At 63.1% G+C, this 17,099-nt stretch carries 18 protein-coding genes and 2 pseudogenes; 8 read left to right on the top strand and 12 right to left on the bottom strand.

What is annotated here, in order from left to right; all coding sequences use genetic code 11:
* The first annotated feature begins 112 nt into the window (after window positions 1-112).
* From pdxS to BLIN9172_RS03525, 3 genes and pseudogenes are all read left to right on the top strand, one after another.
* Window positions 113-994: a pyridoxal 5'-phosphate synthase lyase subunit PdxS gene (gene pdxS / locus BLIN9172_RS03535; RefSeq protein ID WP_101553874.1), complete on the top strand. Its 882-nt coding sequence runs from the start codon at window positions 113-115 to the stop codon at window positions 992-994.
* Window positions 991-1,572, top strand: a complete 582-nt coding sequence (gene pdxT / locus BLIN9172_RS03530; RefSeq protein ID WP_308297934.1) for a pyridoxal 5'-phosphate synthase glutaminase subunit PdxT — start codon at window positions 991-993, stop codon at window positions 1,570-1,572. The genes pdxS and pdxT overlap by 4 nt, the downstream gene beginning before the upstream one ends.
* Window positions 1,571-1,990: pseudogene (locus BLIN9172_RS03525) on the top strand (helicase HerA-like domain-containing protein); the annotation flags it as partial. The gene pdxT and the pseudogene BLIN9172_RS03525, both read left to right, overlap by 2 nt.
* A 121-nt stretch (window positions 1,991-2,111) precedes the next feature.
* On the opposite strand, the gene BLIN9172_RS03520 reads toward BLIN9172_RS03525, so the two are convergent.
* From BLIN9172_RS03520 to BLIN9172_RS03495, 6 genes are all read right to left on the bottom strand, one after another.
* Window positions 2,112-3,176, bottom strand: coding sequence for a diacylglycerol/lipid kinase family protein (locus BLIN9172_RS03520; protein ID WP_101553872.1), 1,065 nt, complete (start codon window positions 3,174-3,176; stop codon window positions 2,112-2,114).
* A 20-nt stretch (window positions 3,177-3,196) separates the two neighbouring features.
* On the bottom strand, window positions 3,197-4,303 hold the full coding sequence (locus tag BLIN9172_RS03515; protein ID WP_101553871.1) for a winged helix DNA-binding domain-containing protein: 1,107 nt from the start codon (window positions 4,301-4,303) through the stop codon (window positions 3,197-3,199).
* A gap of 89 nt (window positions 4,304-4,392) precedes the next feature.
* A complete protein-coding gene (locus BLIN9172_RS03510) occupies window positions 4,393-5,694 on the bottom strand; it encodes a carboxylesterase family protein (protein WP_101553870.1) in 1,302 nt (433 codons plus the stop codon).
* Window positions 5,695-5,703: 9 nt separating this feature from the next.
* Entirely contained in the window at window positions 5,704-6,207 is a 504-nt protein-coding gene (locus BLIN9172_RS03505; RefSeq protein WP_025778180.1) for a phosphoribosyltransferase, read from the bottom strand.
* A 59-nt stretch (window positions 6,208-6,266) separates the two neighbouring features.
* Window positions 6,267-6,758, bottom strand: coding sequence for a DUF2087 domain-containing protein (locus BLIN9172_RS03500; protein ID WP_101553869.1), 492 nt, complete (start codon window positions 6,756-6,758; stop codon window positions 6,267-6,269).
* Between the two features lie 193 nt (window positions 6,759-6,951).
* Window positions 6,952-7,335 (bottom strand): YchJ family protein, encoded by a 384-nt coding sequence (locus BLIN9172_RS03495; RefSeq protein ID WP_240811969.1) that lies wholly within the window; start codon window positions 7,333-7,335, stop codon window positions 6,952-6,954.
* A gap of 44 nt (window positions 7,336-7,379) precedes the next feature.
* On the opposite strand from BLIN9172_RS03495, the gene BLIN9172_RS03490 reads away from it, so the two are divergent.
* The 4 genes from BLIN9172_RS03490 (at window position 7,380) to BLIN9172_RS03475 (ending at window position 10,904) form a co-directional block, all read left to right on the top strand.
* A complete protein-coding gene (locus BLIN9172_RS03490; protein WP_101553867.1) occupies window positions 7,380-7,967 on the top strand; it encodes an HhH-GPD-type base excision DNA repair protein in 588 nt (195 codons plus the stop codon).
* A 336-nt stretch (window positions 7,968-8,303) separates the two neighbouring features.
* The gene (locus BLIN9172_RS03485; RefSeq protein WP_101553866.1) at window positions 8,304-8,756 is read left to right on the top strand and encodes a hypothetical protein; all 453 of its coding nucleotides are present in this window, start codon (window positions 8,304-8,306) and stop codon (window positions 8,754-8,756) included.
* Window positions 8,757-9,028: 272 nt separating this feature from the next.
* Window positions 9,029-9,580 (top strand): hypothetical protein, encoded by a 552-nt coding sequence (locus BLIN9172_RS03480; RefSeq protein ID WP_025778175.1) that lies wholly within the window; start codon window positions 9,029-9,031, stop codon window positions 9,578-9,580.
* Between the two features lie 88 nt (window positions 9,581-9,668).
* The gene (locus BLIN9172_RS03475) at window positions 9,669-10,904 is read left to right on the top strand and encodes an NAD(P)-binding domain-containing protein (protein ID WP_101553865.1); all 1,236 of its coding nucleotides are present in this window, start codon (window positions 9,669-9,671) and stop codon (window positions 10,902-10,904) included.
* Here BLIN9172_RS03475 and BLIN9172_RS03470 read toward each other — a convergent pair.
* On the bottom strand, window positions 10,874-11,539 hold the full coding sequence (locus BLIN9172_RS03470) for a hypothetical protein (protein WP_101593750.1): 666 nt from the start codon (window positions 11,537-11,539) through the stop codon (window positions 10,874-10,876). The genes BLIN9172_RS03475 and BLIN9172_RS03470 overlap by 31 nt on opposite strands.
* 101 nt (window positions 11,540-11,640) lie before the next feature.
* Between BLIN9172_RS03470 and BLIN9172_RS03465 the strand changes: the two are divergent.
* Window positions 11,641-12,356: pseudogene (locus BLIN9172_RS03465) on the top strand (PIG-L deacetylase family protein).
* 164 nt (window positions 12,357-12,520) lie between these two features.
* Here the strand turns inward: BLIN9172_RS03465 and tpx are convergent.
* The 5 genes from tpx to BLIN9172_RS03440 all read right to left on the bottom strand — a co-directional run bounded on the left by tpx (window position 12,521) and on the right by BLIN9172_RS03440 (window position 17,005).
* Window positions 12,521-13,021 (bottom strand): thiol peroxidase, encoded by a 501-nt coding sequence (gene tpx / locus BLIN9172_RS03460; protein WP_101553863.1) that lies wholly within the window; start codon window positions 13,019-13,021, stop codon window positions 12,521-12,523.
* A gap of 140 nt (window positions 13,022-13,161) precedes the next feature.
* Entirely contained in the window at window positions 13,162-15,285 is a 2,124-nt protein-coding gene (locus BLIN9172_RS03455) for a bifunctional metallophosphatase/5'-nucleotidase (protein WP_101553862.1), read from the bottom strand.
* Window positions 15,286-15,400: 115 nt separating this feature from the next.
* Window positions 15,401-16,408: a DUF368 domain-containing protein gene (locus tag BLIN9172_RS03450; RefSeq protein ID WP_025778169.1), complete on the bottom strand. Its 1,008-nt coding sequence runs from the start codon at window positions 16,406-16,408 to the stop codon at window positions 15,401-15,403.
* A gap of 44 nt (window positions 16,409-16,452) precedes the next feature.
* Window positions 16,453-16,578, bottom strand: coding sequence for a mycothiol transferase (locus BLIN9172_RS03445; protein ID WP_101553861.1), 126 nt, complete (start codon window positions 16,576-16,578; stop codon window positions 16,453-16,455).
* Between the two features lie 55 nt (window positions 16,579-16,633).
* Window positions 16,634-17,005: a VOC family protein gene (locus tag BLIN9172_RS03440; protein WP_101553860.1), complete on the bottom strand. Its 372-nt coding sequence runs from the start codon at window positions 17,003-17,005 to the stop codon at window positions 16,634-16,636.
* Between the last annotated feature and the right edge of the window lie 94 nt (window positions 17,006-17,099).

Here is a 17,099-nt window from a genome sequence, read left to right as displayed (position 1 = left end):
CCCCCGAAGAATCACGATCCCTCCGACGCTGGGCAGCAGACAGATAACGCTCTGGCCTGCTCGCTGCGTCAACCCGGATCGACTCCGCGACAGTGAATGGATCTACACCACAATGACCGAACCACAGACCCTGCTCAACACCGGACTGGCTCAGATGCTCAAGGGCGGCGTCATCATGGACGTCGTCAACGAAGAGCAGGCACGCATCGCCGAGGCGGCGGGAGCCTCCGCTGTGATGGCACTCGAACGCGTCCCCGCCGACATCCGCGCACAGGGTGGGGTCGCTCGGATGAGCGACCCCGACCTCATCGACTCGATCATCGGCGCCGTATCCATCCCGGTGATGGCCAAGGCCCGCATCGGACACTTCGTCGAGGCCCAGATTCTCGAGACCCTCGGTGTCGACTACATCGACGAATCCGAGGTCCTCTCCCCTGCCGACTATGTCAACCACATCGACAAGTCCGTCTTCACAGTGCCGTTCGTCTGTGGTGCGACCAACCTCGGTGAGGCGCTGCGCCGCATCCAGGAGGGCGCCTCGATGATCCGCTCGAAGGGCGAAGCGGGCACCGGTGACGTCTCGGAAGCGATGCGCCACCTGCGCACCATCAACTCCGAGATCCGTGCACTGGGGGCGAAGAGCGACGACGAGCTCTACGTCGCGGCCAAGGAGATCGCCGCCCCGTACCATCTGGTCAAGCAGGTCGCCGGCCTCGGCCGTCTGCCCGTCGTGACCTTCGTCGCCGGCGGCATCGCCACCCCGGCAGATGCTGCGATGATGATGCAGCTCGGTGCCGACGGCGTCTTCGTCGGCTCCGGCATCTTCAAGTCCGGCAACCCGGAGGCTCGTGCGAAGGCCATCGTCGAGGCGACCACGCACTTCGACGACTCTGACGCAGTGGCCAGGGCCTCGCGCGGGCTCGGCGATGCGATGGTCGGCATCAACGTCGCCGATGTCCCCGCACCGCACCGCCTGGCCGAGCGCGGCTGGTGAGAGTCGGCGTCCTCGCCCTCCAGGGAGCCTTCCGTGAGCATCTGCTCATGCTCGGCTCCCTGGGGGTCGACACCCTCAGGGTCACCAAGTCCGAACACCTCGCCGACCTCGATGCACTCATCCTGCCCGGCGGAGAGTCCACAGCCATGGTGCGCATCGCCGCCGGCACGGATCTCTTCGCGAGACTGCGCGAACGGATGTCAGGCGGTCTGCCGGTCTTCGGCACGTGCGCTGGGCTCATTCTCCTGGCCGACCGGCTCAGCGACGATTCGCTGGGCGGGTACGACCGCCTCGGCGGCCTGGACGTCACCGTGGCCCGCAACGCCTACGGTCGACAACGCGAGTCCTTCACCGCTCCGCTGACTGTCCATGGCCTGGACGAACCGGTCGAGGGCACATTCATCCGGGCTCCGCAGATCCTCGAACTCGGGCCCGACACCGAGGTGCTCGCCCGTCATGACGATGTGCCCGTCCTCGTTCGGCAGGGTTCGGTGTGGGGTGCCAGCTTCCATCCTGAGCTGGGCACGGACCTGCGGATCCATGCAGAATTCCTCCATCACCTCGGTGCTGCTGTGTAAATTCCTCAACTCCGACGAGGGAAAAGCCGATCTCGAAGGCTTCGGCGGGGCGTCGAAGGCCACCGTCGGCGTCATCCTGCGCAAGATCTCCGAACTCGCGGCCCAGGGCGGCGACGTGTTTTTCGGCGAACCGGAATTCGACACCGCTGATCTGCTGCGCACCGACGACAACGGTGCCGGAATCGTCTCTGTGCTCGAACTGCAGAAACTCAGTCAGTCGCCGGCCCTGTTCTCCACGTTCATCATGTGGCTGCTGGCCGACCTGTTCCAGGACCTGCCGGAGGTCGGCGACCCGGACAAGCCCTCGCTTGTGTTCTTCTTCGACGAAGCCCACCTGCTCTTCGCCGGCCCGTCGAAGGCCTTCCTCCAGCCGGTGACGCAGACCGTGCGGCTCATCCGCTCGAAGGGCGTCGGCGTCCGGGAAGAAGTCGGCGAAGAAGGACGACGAGAACCTGTTTTCCCAGGTGGTGAAGTCCTCGGCGTTCAAACAGTTCACAAGGACCGCGGCACGCGAGATCGCACGCGGAATCTTCGGCACCTCACGACGCCGGCGCTGATACCCGCAGTGTCTTCTCACCGGCGCTCACCCGCAGTTCCAGGCAGTCGCCGATGAGGTCTCCGTCGAGTTGTGCCGGTACCGGTGACTCGACGGTGACCGTCGTCTCGGTCGTGCGGCGATAGTTCATGAGCGGGTGGGTGTCCGGTCTGCCCTGCAGGCATGCCGCGGCGATTCCTGCCCAGGCTCGGCACCGCGCCATGGGTGAGTGCGGGAACGGACCGACGGTGAGCATGGAGAAGGTCTGAGCATCGACGTGAGCTTCGGGGAACACGGCGATGGGTCCTGCAGGACGAGCGACCTTCGACGCCATCACCGACCAAACCGGTCTCGATGCGGTTCCCTCCCCTGTGTTTGTGTTGTCCCACGTGCTCGCGGTATCCCTCATGCATGCGTTGTCTCCCGCGCTCGCGGTGAAATCTGCGGCGAAGAGGGCCCGCGCGGCTCCCCAGGCGTATCCGAGCAGCCCGAGTGAGGCATGGTGGTGGGCGACGGCCCGGGCATCTCCCCCGATTCCTGCAAGGCTGATGAAGACGGTTCCATGTCGAGCGCCGTCGGCCGTCCGGAACTCCGCAGTATTGATCGGAACGTTCCGGAGGTTCGGCGGAGCGCCGTCACGGATGAACGACGCGATCGTGCTCACGCAATGCTCGATCGCGTGCCGGCAGGATCGGAGGCCGATATGGCGGCTGAGCACGTTCGCGGTCCCGGTCGGGACGAGGAACGTCAGGATGTCCGCCTCGGCGAGCACCGGCGCTGTCGCTCGGATGGTGCCGTCCCCACCGAGGATGATGACGGTGTCGGCTCCCCACGAGATGAGCTGTTCGGCCTGCCACCGACCGGAGCGTTCGACAGTGGTCGTCATGCTTCGGTAGTGCGCGCCGGCGTTGCGCAGTTCCGGCACCAGTTCGGCATACGCCCGCAGGGTCGCCGGGTGTTTGGGGTTGAGGATGATTCCGACGGCGATGTTCTGCGGCGTCGATCCCGGTCGGTCAGCCGCGGCCACCCGGCCGGCCAACGGTGTGCGCGTCGTGTTGAGTTCGTCCATCGTCGGTCGTGATTGCGTTCTCAGACGAAGGCCGAGTGGGTTGCGCTCACCGATTCGACGGCCTCCAGGTCGACTCTCTCCCCTGGGAATGTGTCGACAAGGACTCGCGGACCGGTCTTGCGAGGTGATCGCTTCCACGTGGCGCGCGCACGCGTGCCGGTCAGAACTGTGTTCTTGAACATTCCGTTGCCGCCGGGCACAACGAGTTTTTCGTGGACCGGGTCGAGCGTGGCGCTGCGATCCTTGTAGCCGAGGATGATCTCGTCGAATCCCGGCAGCAACATGGTCTCCTGCGCCGCAGCCTCCCATTCGGCCAGCCGGCCCTCCAGATCCGGTGCGTGCACGTAGGCGGTGCCGTCGATATCGGAGCTCACAATCTCGCCGGCATCGACTCCGGCCTGAATGGCCTTTCTCATCCTCGTCTTCGGCAGTCCCGTCCAGCGTGCCGCGTCGTCGACCGTGACCGGTCCGTGGCTGGTCACGAAGCGTCTCATCCATTCGTGGTCGGCCGCGTCGGCGTCCAACTTCGCAGGTGTGGGCACCCAATCGGCTGTGAGCACGTATTTCATGTCGTCCTTGCCCTCGATCATGGGGGCTTGGACGATGATGTTCTGCAGCGCCAGGGAGGTGATGAGGTACCGGGCGTGGCCGTATTCGTCTCCGGCGCCGATGGGAGCGAATGCGTCGAGCAGCTCGTCGCGCGTCAGCGGTCCCCGTTCCCGGATGGCTGCTGTGGCGAGTTCGGCTGCAGTGTCGAGCATGGCGTCGGTGATGCCGAAGTGCTCACGCCGCTTGGCCGTGGATTTCATGGTCCGCGCCCCGGTGAGGCCGAGGATCCAGCCGATGTCCTTGGCCGTGGTCAGGTGGATGGTGCCGCGTTGAGTCCACGACCGCACGATCTCTCCGGAATCGATGGCGGTTCGGACGGCGGCGACGCCCGCGGTGAGGTCGGGCCCCAGCCGTAGTGCGACGGAGACCAGCGCTCCGCCGAGGGCTTGCGCTTGGACGCAGCCGAGATGTTCCACGACGGCTCCGGCAGGTGAGAGGCCGGTTCCTGGGGATGAGGGCGGAGGACCGACGAGTCCCTGTGAGATCAGACGGGCTGCCGAGATCTGATGTGCGTCCATGATCCAACGGTAGTGCACGCCGGTGACACGACAGTTGTGAAAAGACGACAGACCGGGGACGCAGGACGGTGATCGTGCAGTTGAATCGTTCAGCCCATGATGTCGATGAGGCCGGGCACCCGCACGCGCGGCAGGCTGCCCGAGGTGGCGAACTCTCCCCAGATCCGGCGCAGCTCGGGACCGGCGACATCGGTGGTCTTTCCGTAGTCGAGGAAGGAGTCGTGCCAGATCTCGCCGGGGAAGATCAGCGGGAGGTCTCCGGAGTGGGCGGCGTCGAAGAAGCTGCCGTCTCCGCGGGAGACGATGAGCAGGCGGGCGCCCTGACCGCCGGACATCCGGTGACGGTCGTAGAATTCGCGTCCGGCCCGGGTATAGACCGCCGAGGTGATGCCGGAGATGAGGGATTCGAGCATCGGGGAGGTCAGTGTGCGGTCGTGGAGGCGACGCAGAGCGGGAACGAAGCCGGCGAAGAAGGCCATCTCGCGTTCCGTGCGGGTCATGAGGACGTCGAATTTCGGGGCGACTGCAGCCCAGGCTTCGGCTGCGTTCGAGCGTGATGGCAAAGGGTACTGACCGTAGCGGACGCCGAAGCACATTCCGGCGTGCAGGCCTCCGACGAGGGCGGCTTTGTGCACTTCCTCCTGCGCTTGGAGAATGTCATCGATGCCGGCTGCCGGGTCGATCTTCTGGGCGACTTTCCCCATCGCCCAGTTCATTGCGTCCGTGCCGCCGGCCAGTCCCAAGGGAGCTGAGGCCATGAGCACCCGTCGGAAGAGTCCTGCGGTCCCGTCGGCGATCATGAGGTGCGCGCAGGCGTCTGCTCCGGCACTCTGTCCGGCGACCGTGACATTGTCCGGGTTGCCTCCGAAGGCGGAGATGTTCCTCTGCACCCAGCGCAGTGCGGAGATCTGATCGAGCACACCGAGGTTGAGGTGTTCGTCTCGCCCGGTTCCGAGGTATCCGAGGACTCCGAGGCGGTAGGTCACGGAGACGACGATGATGTTCTGCTCGGCGGCCAGGGCGTGCGGATTGTAGATCTCCGCGTCGCCGGCGCCGGCGACGTAGGCTCCGCCGTGGATCCAGACGAGGACGGGCAGCCCCGCCTCGGTGGTGGTGTCCTTCGGCATAGTCACGCTCACGCGCAGGCAGTCTTCGCTGATGGGAAGCCCCCCGAGTTGATCGAAGGTCATTCCGGCATTCGGGTCGCGGCGCAGCTGCGGGCTCGCCGGGCCGGGCTGACCGCCGTCGATGACGTCCACCGGAGGTTCATCGACGGGAGGGAGGAAACGGCCTGCCCGGGCATAGCGGATGCCCCGTGCGCGGATCACATCGTCGAAGACGTGGGCACGCACACGTCCGCACGGGGCGGCGATGTCCCGTGTCTCCTCCATTCGGTCGGCTTACTTGCTGGGCTCGACCGGCGGCTCGGCCGACCAGGGGAAGACGATCCACTGATCGGTGCGCTTCCACACGAAGTCCGGGTCGATGATCGACGCGGACTTCGCGTAGATGACGGCCGACTGGGCTTCCGCGCCGTGTTTGCGCAGCAGCTCGAGGACGAGGGCCAGGGTGCGTCCGGAGTCGGCGACGTCGTCGACGACGAGCAGCTTCTTGCCCTTGATCGCTTCGATGTCGAGCATCGGGGCGAGCAGGATCGGATCCGGCAGGGTCTCGTGGACGTCGGTGTAGAACTCGACGTTGATGGCGTCGGAGAGCTTGAGCCCGAGGGCGTAGGCCAGTGCTCCGGCAGGCAGCAGTCCACCGCGGGCCACGGCGATGACGATCTCGGGATCGTAGTCGGAATCCGCGATGGTCTGTGCCATTTCCCGCGCCGACCGGCCGAACATGTCCCAGCTGAGAATCTCTTTTTCGTCGAGATCGGTCGAATCGGCGTGGTAGGCCATGGATGCTCCTCGTGTCTGCCCGTGTGTGTTTCGAACTTCAAGGATACGCCGTCGCCGGTTCAGCGCAGAAATACCTCGAGTCCGGCCATCTCCTGCGCCTGCGATCCGGTATGGGTCGGCGGGTTCGGGTTGACCCAGTATTCGCCGGTGTGGGCATTGCGTTCGAGCAGGCGGTAGTCGATGAGTTCACGCCGCAGCAGGGCGAAGTCCGGGTGGAAATCACTGAGGATGGCGCCCAGCTGTTTCTCGCTGTAGACCCGATCCGGTTCAAGGGCGGCGAGCACCTCGATGAGGACGAGTACGAGGGCGCGGCGTTTCGTCGGAATGGCGACGAGGCGCCCGTCGGGCATGAATGTTCTCAGTGTCTTCGCCCGAAACCGTGCGATCTCCGGGTCGATGGTGGCTCCGCGACCGGTAGTGGACCCGGGCACTGCACTGCGGTTGGCGTTCTGTTTCGCGGCGATCAGCGCGGTGCGGGCCGTGGTGAAGTTCTCACCGGTTTCGGTCATCCGTGTGCGAACGAGATTCTTGAAATCCTTGTCCTTGGTCATGGTGTCGCTTCCTTTGGCGACCAAGTCTCCCCCAGCACGAAACCTGGTCAGGAAATCACCGTGCCGGTTTCGTCCGAGGATTCTCTCCCCTTCGCCATGCAGTCGGTGTGCTGGGAACACGACCTCGGCTGGGCGTTGGATGCGCCGGATACCAGTATAGGCACAGCCATCGTCGATTCTCGAAGTAGTCGGGTCAGGTCTCGAGGGCTTCGAGGTACATCCACCGGCCGGCTCTGCGGACGAAGGAGGAGTTCTCTTCGAGGACATGATCGCCGAGGTGGTCCCGGAATCGCGCGCGGAAGTGCACAGTGCCGGTGGCATCGTCGACTCCCCCGCCCGCGGTGGACACGATTTCGAGGCCGAGCCATGTGGTGGCGTCATCGACGCCGACATCGCCGGGTCGGGTCTTGGCGTGCCAGGTGCGGAAGAGGTGGTCTTCGTTGCCGCGGACGAACGCAGTGTAGCGGGAGCGCATGAGCGCTTCAGCGGTGGTGGGCCAGGTTTCACCGTCGAGGGCCGGGCGGCAGCAATCGTCGTAGTCGGTACCCGGAGGCATTCCGGAGCAGGGGCAGATCATCTGTCGATGATATCGGGCGGGGGCAGGCGTGCGAAGATGGGGACATGACTTCACTGTTCCTGTCCGGAGACCCGAAGGCCGATGCGCTGTTGGCCGAAGACCGCTTCGCCCTGCTCGTCGGAATGCTGCTTGATCAGCAGGTGACCATGGAGAGTGCCTTCGCGGGTCCGGCCAAGCTCGCTGACCGACTGGGCAAGCTCGACATCGACGAGATCGCAGCGATGAATCCGGATGATTTCCTCGACATCTTCGCGCGGACTCCCGCGGTGCACCGATTCCCGAAGTCGATGGCCGGACGCGTGCAGAAGCTCGCGGCAGCCATCATCGACGACTACGACGGGAATCCCGAGGCGATCTGGACTGAGGGTGACCCCAGCGGTGCTGAGGTCCTCAAACGTCTGAAGAAGCTTCCCGGCTACGGTGAACAGAAGGCCAAGATCTTCCTGGCCCTGCTCGGCAAGCAGTTCGAACTTCAGGCGGAGGGCTGGCAGGAGGCCGCAGGTGACTACGGAGACGCAGACGCCCGCCGTTCGATCGCCGATGTCGTCGACGAGGTCACTCTGCAAGAGGTGCGTGCCTTCAAGAAGCAGCAGAAGGCTGCGGCCAAGGCGGCAAAAGCTGCGAAGAAGTAGGGATCGTCGCAGACAGATCGGTGCATCCACGCACTCGGACGTGAGTTATCCACAGATTCGACTTCGCCTGTTCTAAAAAGCGCTCCTGTCGAATAATGTAGGGAATCCGGGTGTCGGCCGCCGTGGTCGCGCCGCAGTTGCAGACCACAGAGGCGTGGAATGAGAACTGGATCGTCCCGACCGTACCGTCGACCCGCCCAAGTATTCGTTGCCGTATTCTGCGCGCTGAGTTTGGTCTCGGTCGTCGGCTGCGCCGATAATTCCCCGGTAGCCGCACCGACGTCGACTCTGCCCGCTCAGCATCCGGACGCATCGTCGACTGATGACCCCGCCGAGGTGGCCATCCCCGATTACGAAACCGGCCTTGACCTCGACAAAGAGGAGAAGAAGGCCGTAGAGGGCGCGTTGGTGGCGTTGGACAAATATGTGGCGACTTTGAACGAAGCATTTTCAAGCGGTGGCCAAAATACTCAGAATATTGATGCTTCCGCAAAAGGCGAAGCGCTCGAGACCCTCAAACAGGACTCGAAAGAACTCAAGAAGAGCCGAAAGTACATGGCTGGCGAGTTCCGCATTGAAGATCGAGTAATACAAGACATAGGTTCAGAAACAGACGAAGTAACTGTTCTCACCTGTGTTGACAATTCCACGTTTGCCGAGGTTAGCCTTGGCGAACCGCTACCAGAACGCGACCCCGAACCGCTCCGTGTTAGGTTTCTTGCTCAACTTGATAGCAGCGATTGGAAAATAGAGTCTCAAAGTTTGTGGAGTACGCCTTGCGGCAAATAGGCTTCATCACTTCGCTTCTCTGTTTGGCCCTAATTGGCGGTTTTGGGCCACCAGCCAACGTCCAGTCAGGACCAGGGTGCAGTGCGCTGAGCCTAAAGAAATGCACAGTAGTAGAGCCCCCTCCACCCCAACCGCCTCCGGGCGGAGGTGGCTCTGGGGGTGGCCGAGGCTCCGGAGGTGGCGGCTCTGGTGGAGGCTCCGGCGGTGGTGGTTCCGGAGGCGGCGGTGGTGGACTGCCTGACTGTCCGACGGAAGAAGTCGGTTATCTGTGTGTGAGTGAGCCCGGCCCCGGTGGTGGAGGCGGTGGCGGAGGTGCACCGGCTCGACCCGATCCCCCGACTCACATCCCCGAATCGCAGTTTCAGAACTTCGACATTCCGGCACCTACAATCTATGCCTGGCCCAAGGATTGGGCCGTCGTCGGCAAACCGGCTGCCTTCTGGACGGACACCGATGTCAGCTATATCGACATGACGCTGCTGACCTATGCCGTCAAAGTCAAAGTCACCCCAGAGCGTTTCAACTGGGACTTCGGAGACGGATCGGGCACGACAACCACCTCGAAGGGTGCGAAGCCGCTGCCTGGCGGCGCCCCACAGATCGGACACGAATATCAAGAGTCGGGCACAGTGTCGGCGTCGATGACTGCGACATTCAGCGGAGAATTCTCCGTCGACGGCGGCCCCTGGCTTCCTATCGACGGATTCGCTCACGTCGCCAGCAACGACATCGGCATCGAGGTCTACCGCTATCACCGCTACCTCGTCGACGAAGACTGCTATTCCAATCCCCGCGGGCCAGACTGCGCCCGATCTGCTCGATGATGCGGTAGTCATCGGCCGGAATTGATCAGAACATCGCATTCGTGAGGGCAGTAGGGCCTTGACGACAGCAACCTGAAACAATGGCCTCATGGTGTGCCGAATCAACGAGCTCCTGATCGATTCTCATTGGCCGATCGTCATCATCGGTGCGGGCCAAGCCGGACTGTCCGCAGCACATTACCTCTGGCGCGACGGCCTCGCACCGGGCAAGGATTTCATCATCCTCGATGCCGGAGACGGCCCTGGTGGTGCCTGGCGCGAACGGTGGGACTCCCTGACCTTGGGCACCACCAACCACATCTCCGACCTTCCCGGATTCCCGCTCGGCTGTCCTGATCCGAACGTACCCGCCTCGAAGATCGTCTCCGACTACTATTCCCGGTTCGAACGCGAGCTCGAGCTCTGCGTCATCCGCCCAGCTGAAGTGGAAACAGTTCGATCCGAAGCGCCAGGTCATGGACGGTTCATGATCACCGCCGCCGTCGACGGCGGACAGGTGACGCTCTCCGCCGACTTTCTCATCAACGCGACCGGCACCTGGACCCACCCCTATGTCCCCTTCGTCCCCGGCATCGCCGAGTTCGAGGGCCACCAGCTGCATACCGTGAACTTCCGTAATGTCGAAGACTTCCGGGGACTGCGCACACTCGTCGTCGGCGGCGGAATCTCCGCCACCCAGTTTCTCCTCGAACTCGCCGAGGTGACCGACACTCTCTGGGCCACGCGACGTCCCCCGAACTTCACATCCAGAGAATTCGACGGCCAGTGGGGCCTAGAAGTCGAACGAGCCGTCCGGGAACGAACACTGTCCGGTATGGCCCCTGCCAGCGTCGTCCGAACCACCGGGCTGCCGATCCGCAGCGAATTCCGAGACGGAATCGACACGGGAATTCTGGTCTCTCGCGGCATGTTCGACCGCATCTTTCCGCACGGTGTCCACTTCCCCGGAATCGGCGGCTCCGAGCTGCCGACCTCGGCGGAGGGTCTCGGCCCTTCAGCCAGCGACCATCTGGCAATTCCCGAGTCATGGGCTCCCTTCGACGAACCACGAGACGAAGAGGTCGACGTGATCTTCTGGAATACAGGGTTCCGGGCGGCGCTCAAACACCTTGCGCCGCTGCGCCTTCGCACACCGGATGGCGGGATCTCCATGGACACCGAGGTCGCGGTGAAAGACGATCCACGGCTGTTCCTCGTCGGCTACGGATCGGCCAGTTCTACGGTCGGAGCCACCCGAGCGGGAAGGATTGCGGCCCGGGAACTGCTCAAACGCATGTCGGTCGGTCGGCAGCCTCAGCGCAGGTCTGGAGCGTTGAGCACCTGATCGTCGAGGCGAACCGTCGGCAGCATCTGTCGGAACTGGTCCTGCGCCTCGGTGTCATCGGCTTGCGCGAGCATGTCGACGCTGACTTTGAATAGTCGGCCGTCAACGGACACTCCGGCAACGGCACCGAAGATCACGGAATCCTCTTTGTCGACTGCTCGCATATCGTCGGGAGCCAGCGTGCCGTGGAAGACCCAGTACTCTCCCCCGCTGAGTGAACCGGTGGACTCGCTGCCCATGGACGACCCCGAAGTGCTGAACATCCGTTCTCGTGCCTTGTCCACCAATGCTTGTGGTGTCGACTCGTCATCGTCGAGACAGTTGACCGTGATGATCGCTCCGGATTCGGTTTCATAGAGTCGATATCCGTCGTACCCATACCCGTCGGCCCAGTCAGCGCTCAAGGCCAAGCTGACTTCGACGGGACACTGTCCACCCAGTTCGACAGTGGTCTCACTCATGCCATCGGGAATCGTCGGACCGGTTGCTGTCGGCGAAGGTGACTGCCCGTCGCCGATCCCCACGTTCGCCGGCTTGGATCCCGCATCGTCCGAGCTGCTGACCCGGAACGCCGAACATCCGCTGAGAACCAGCCCCAGGGCCAGCGTCACCGCTACGAGTGGTCTGTTGATCATCGTCTGCCTTCACTCGATCCATGGGTCATCCATATCGTACCCAATCGCGTGCTCGTCCCCGCTCTCTAGCGCAACTGCGAGCTGCCGCCTAGCCTGGAATCATGACTGAGATCCCGCTTTTCGATGACTCTGATATCAACCGCGTGCTCTGCGTGGTCGCGCACCCCGACGATATGGAATACGGCGGTTCGGCGGCAGTGGCAAAATGGACCGATGAAGGCAAGGAGGTCTCCTATCTCCTGCTCGCCCGCGGGGAGGCGGGGATCCGGAACATGCCCCTGAGGAGGTGTCACCGCTGCGCGCGGATGAGCAGCGTCGGGCGTGCAATATCGTCGGCGTCGACGATCTGGAGATCCTCGACTTCCCGGATGGTCTGCTGGAACCCACGCACGAGTTGCGAAAGGCAATAGCGCGGAAGATCCGTGAATTCCGACCGAATGCGGTCGTCGTGACAACCTTCGACCTCAAGGTTCAGTGGGGACTCAATCACGTCGACCATCGCCATGCCGGCGTCGCCGCCGTCGATGCGATCCGTGATGCCGACAATCCCTGGGTCTTCACCGACCTCAAGGACGGGGGACTCGAAGCGTGGAAGGCGGATCGACTGCTCATCAACGGAGCACAGCCCACACACGCCGTGGCGCTCACGGCTGAGCACGTCAATCGTGGTGTGCGGTCCCTCGAGGCGCACAAGGTGTATTTGAACGCGCTCAGCGACCATCCGGCTCCGAAGGACATGATTCCCGGAATCACCACGAGCGGTGGAGAACTCGCCGGTGTCGACTATGCCCTGCCGATCACCGTCGTCGACATGTGAGCGCGTCTGCATGTGCCGACTATCGGCATGTGCTGCCTGTAGGCAAACAAGACAACGACTCGTATCGGCACACGTTGCTGACTGAAGGCGAACCGGGCGGGAGTCGTGTGAGTCCCGCCCGGTTCACTCTGAGCAGGTCGTTGCTCCGACCTGCGAAGAGGAGATCAGGCTCCCAGAGCCGCGATTGCCGAATCGTAGTCGGGTTCGGTCGTGATCTCGTCGACGAGCTGCGTGTACGTGACGGTGCCCTTCTCATCTAGGACGACGACGGACCGTGCGAGCAGACCGGCGAGCGGGCCATCGACCATGGTCACGCCGAAGTCCTTGCCGAACGAGCTGCGGAATCCCGATGCCGTGACCACGTTCTCGATGCCCTCGGCACCGCAGAAGCGAGCCTGGGCGAATGGAAGGTCGTTGGACACGCAGAGAACGGTGGTGTTCTCCAGGCCCGCGGCGAGTTCGTTGAATTTGCGCACCGAGGCGGCGCACACCCCAGTATCGAGGCTGGGGAAGATGTTGAGCACGACGCGCTTGCCCGAGTGATCCTGGGAATTCACATCGCCGAGGTCGCTGCCGACGAGGCTGAAGGCCGGGGACTGCTCGCCCTTGGCGGGCAGGTCGCCGACGGTCTTGACCGGAGATCCCTGAAATGCTGTGTTGGCCATGCTTGACTCTCTCCTTCTTCGAAGCTGACTGCTGTCACTCTCACTCTACGTGAGTTGCCGCCGAGGCGAACCCGATCAACATGGACCGGACGCTCGACCGACTTTCTGATCGTTGAGTCCCACCCGCTGCAGCCGGTCGCTCAACGGCGACGGCGGCGTGAGAAGTACACGAGAGCCGTACCGAGTGCGATGATCGCGGCGGCGATGCCGATGCTTGCGGCAAGCTCGATACCGGTCCGTGGCAGGTCAGCGCCACCGCCTGCGCCAACTGCCGAGTCGTCAGCTTCGCCGTCTCCAGGATTGCTGCCCGAAGCACCACCGTCGGAGGCTCCGTTCGCCGCGTCGGAGGTCCCACCTGCATCGGACTCATCACCATCGGATCCATTCGAATCTGCCTCGGCTGATGCTTCGCCGGAGCTGTCGGAATCCTCGCTGTCAGTGGAATCGTCATCGTCTCCGCCAGGTGAACGACTGCTGGTGACGACCTGCCAGTTCTCGACGAAGAAGTCGGCGGGGTCGACGATCTGCTTCTCCTCGACCCAGTCGATGAGGGCTTGACGAACCTCGACCTGTCCGTTGTAGACCTCCTTGAGTCCATCGACCGGATAGCCGCCTCCCCCGGACTGACGGTAGTTGTTGATGGCGAGAATGAACCGGTCATCGTCTCCGATTTCGCTGCCGTCGGCCTGCGTGAGGTTCTCGATCCTCTCCCCGGTCGGTTTGGAGACATTGATGTCGTAGTCGATTCCGGCCAGAGCATCGTAGTTGTAGTCCGGGATCGGAGATTCCGAGACTTCGTTGATCGCGTTCGTACCGTCGATCGGGTCGAATTCGGCGCCCTCCTCGGTCTGTTTGAAATAGCGTGCCGAGTATTCGAGGTAATCGCGCAGTTGGGCACCGTTGATCTCGACTCCGGCAAGAGTGTTGTCGTAGACGTAGAGTCCCGCCACGTCTCGGATTGTGATGTCGCCGGCCGGGAACTCTGCGGTGCGGCTGAAGGGAGATGCCTGTGAGATCACGGGAAGATCGTCATAGTCCGTTCCTTTCAGTCCTTCTTCCACCGTCTCAGTCTGGACGTGAGAGATGAAGTCGAGGATCGCCGTGTCCTCATAGTATGAGGTCTTCGCCGACAGTGTTTCGGTCACCGAGCCGATCTTCGTGTTCACGTAATCGATCGTGGTCCGGTGCTGCTCTTCGACGAGGTCTTTGATCTCCTGATCCTCAGCGACTTCGCCTTGGGTGGCGAGAGCGTCTGCGTGCGGCTCGGTCTCGCCCCAGTCGACGTGGTGGGTGTCGAGGTTGATCGGCAGCCCCACCTCTGAGACCGAACGGGCCCAGTAGTTCGGTTGGGTGATGAGCACCTGGCTGCCGTCATCGCGGGTCACGACTTGGCTGGGTTCGTTCTGGTGGGTATGGCCGGCGACGAGGACATCGATTCCGGGAACTTTCGCCACCGAAGTGCTGACGTTCTCCTGCAGTTGGTCCGGATCCCAGTTCTGTCCGTTCGGATCTTTGCCGGAGTGGGAGAGCACGACGACGACGTCGGCGCCCTTCTGTTTCATCTCGGGGACATACTTCTGGGCTGTCTCGACGGGATCGTCGAAGTGCACTTTTCCGGACAAGTTGTTCTTGTCCCAAATTCGGCTGCCGGGAGTGGTCACGCCGAGGACGCCGACGGTGATCGTCTCACCATCGACCTGTTTGTCGACCAGCGCGTACGGGTCCAGATGGGTTTGGCCGTCTGCGTCGTCGATGACATTGGCGCCGAGAAGCGGGAAGTCGACTTGGTCGCTGTAGGTGGACAGCAGGTCGAGGCCGTAGTTGAATTCGTGGTTGCCGACGACCTGTGCGTCGTATCCCAGATGGTTGTAGGTCTTGGCCAGCGGGTGTGTTTGGCCGCTGGTCGTGATCGGCTCCTGTTTGGCGTAGTAGTAGGCCAACGGACTGCCTTGGATGGCGTCGCCGTTGTCGACGAGGAGCACGGAGTCGGCACCCTTGTCCTCGCGTACTCCCTTGATCAGCGTCGAGGCTCGGGACATGCCCAGCTCCTCCCCTGCCGGGTAGGGCTTGTTCGCGAAATAGTCCCAATTGAGGACGTGGCCGTGAACATCGGTCGTGGCCAACAGAGTCAGCTCCCCGGTCTCCGCCACCTGCGAGTCGGTGGGGGCATCGGCACTGCCGAGGCCGGTCGCGGAGGCGGCCGCGGGACCGGTGACGATGAGAGCGAGGGCGAGCGAGGACGAGGTCAGGGTGCGCAGGCGCATATGTCTCCAGAGAACTGGTCAACGAGGATGACAGTGATTCAACTCTCTTACCCTAGTGGGCGCTGACCGTTTTCTGAATGGATCGTGAGAAAAATTTGAACAAACTCTATTGCTCTCACGCCACGGAAGAATCGGTGCCGTCGGCCTGATCCTTCGCAGACGCAGATTTCGCCTCGACGACGATGAGGATGACGACAACGGCCGCGCCGAGAACGGCGAGCAGAATCGGGCCGAGCACCGGGTCGACGGGAGCCAGCAGACCGCCTGCCCCGTGTTCTTTGCCGTCGGCGCCCACCTCGGCAGATGACTGCCAGGGCCAGAGTGCGCGCAGGGACCCGAACATCAGTCCTGCCATGACGATGAGTGTCCACCACCGGTGATTGCGCAGGAAGTACTTGAGGAGATTGACGAAGACCGCTAGGCCGACGACTGCGCCGAGCAGGAAGATTCCGAGGTACCCGAAATCGCGTGTGTCCACGGCGCGCAGTGTGGTCGAGTACATGCCGACTGCCAGCAGGAAGAATGATCCGGACACTCCTGGAACCACGAGTGCGCAGATGGCAATCGAGGCGACGAAGAAGACGGCGATGAGCGGTGGGTTCTGCACATCGGCCCCGCCGGCCAGACTCGTCATCAAAAACGCGAGAGCGGCAGCGACGATGAAGGCCAGAACGCCGAGGAGCACTGGTTGCCGCGAAGAGCGTGCCGGCAACATGCGCAGCGGCACCGCAATGCTGGCGGCGACGAGACCGAAGAACAGTCCTCGGGAGAGTTCGGGATTGCCGGTGACGAAGGATTCCAGGACACCGGCGATGGTGAATACGGCCACTGCCATCCCCACCAGAACCGGGATGACGAGGAACCAGTCGGTGCGCCGCAGCTCCGCCAGTGCTCCCGCGACACGGTTCGGTCCTGTCACCAAGATCTTCGCCGCCGAAACGACGTGCGCTGCGGAGTCGATCAGCTGGTCGTAGACTCCGGTGACCAAGGCGATAGTTCCGCCGGAGACCCCGGGGACGAGTTCGGCACTGCCGATGAGGAATCCGCGGATCAGGTCGAGCGGCAGGAGTGCTTTGGATCGTTTCGGCGCAGTGTCGGTTCCAGTCACTGGGGTGTTCGTCATACCTCCCAGCTTATTTGATCAACCTGTGGCTGGGAGCCTGCGGCTCAGTCGCCGATCTCACCGTCGATGTCCTCGCGCAAGATGTCCGCATGCCCGGCGTGCCGCGTGTACTCTTCGAGCCCTCGTCGTTCGTTCGGGGAATTGCTCGGATCGGTCAACGGCAGGGTCATGCTGAGCCTCACTGATCATGCAGACGACCTGACGATCGGATCAGGCGCATCAGGCTCAGTCCAGTTTTCGTCGGCCGATGTCGAAGAGGTTTCCTTCGGGATCTTTCAAGGTCGTCCATTCGATCCCGTATTCGTCGAAGGACGCGAGCTTGTGCGCGCCCAAGGCGACCGCGCGGTCGACGTCTGCCGGATAGTGCGGATCGTCGAGGTCGATGTGCAGAGGGTTCTTCCCCTCCGCGCGTTCGTCGACTTTGAGGAAGAGCATTCCCGGGGTCGGTGACTCGCTGTTGTGGACTCCCCCGATGCTCGCAACGAACTCGTTGGCGCCGGGGTCGATGTCGGCGCCGAGGAGGTCCGCCCAGAATATCGATTGAGCTTCCACATCGAGGCAGTCGAAGGTGATGCTCAAAGATGCCAGCGATGCCATGAGCGCTGTCCTTTCACAGTCGGATCGGTGTTGACCCGACTCTAGAGCACCCCACCGACATGGCACATCGAAGGCGTCATCGTCGGTTATCCGC

It is taken from the genome of Brevibacterium linens ATCC 9172 (genome assembly GCF_900169165.1).
In the GTDB taxonomy this organism is placed as follows: Bacteria; Actinomycetota; Actinomycetes; order Actinomycetales; family Brevibacteriaceae; genus Brevibacterium; species Brevibacterium linens.
Note: the sequence above shows the minus strand (reverse complement) of the source record. Positions and strands in the feature narration are given on the sequence as shown.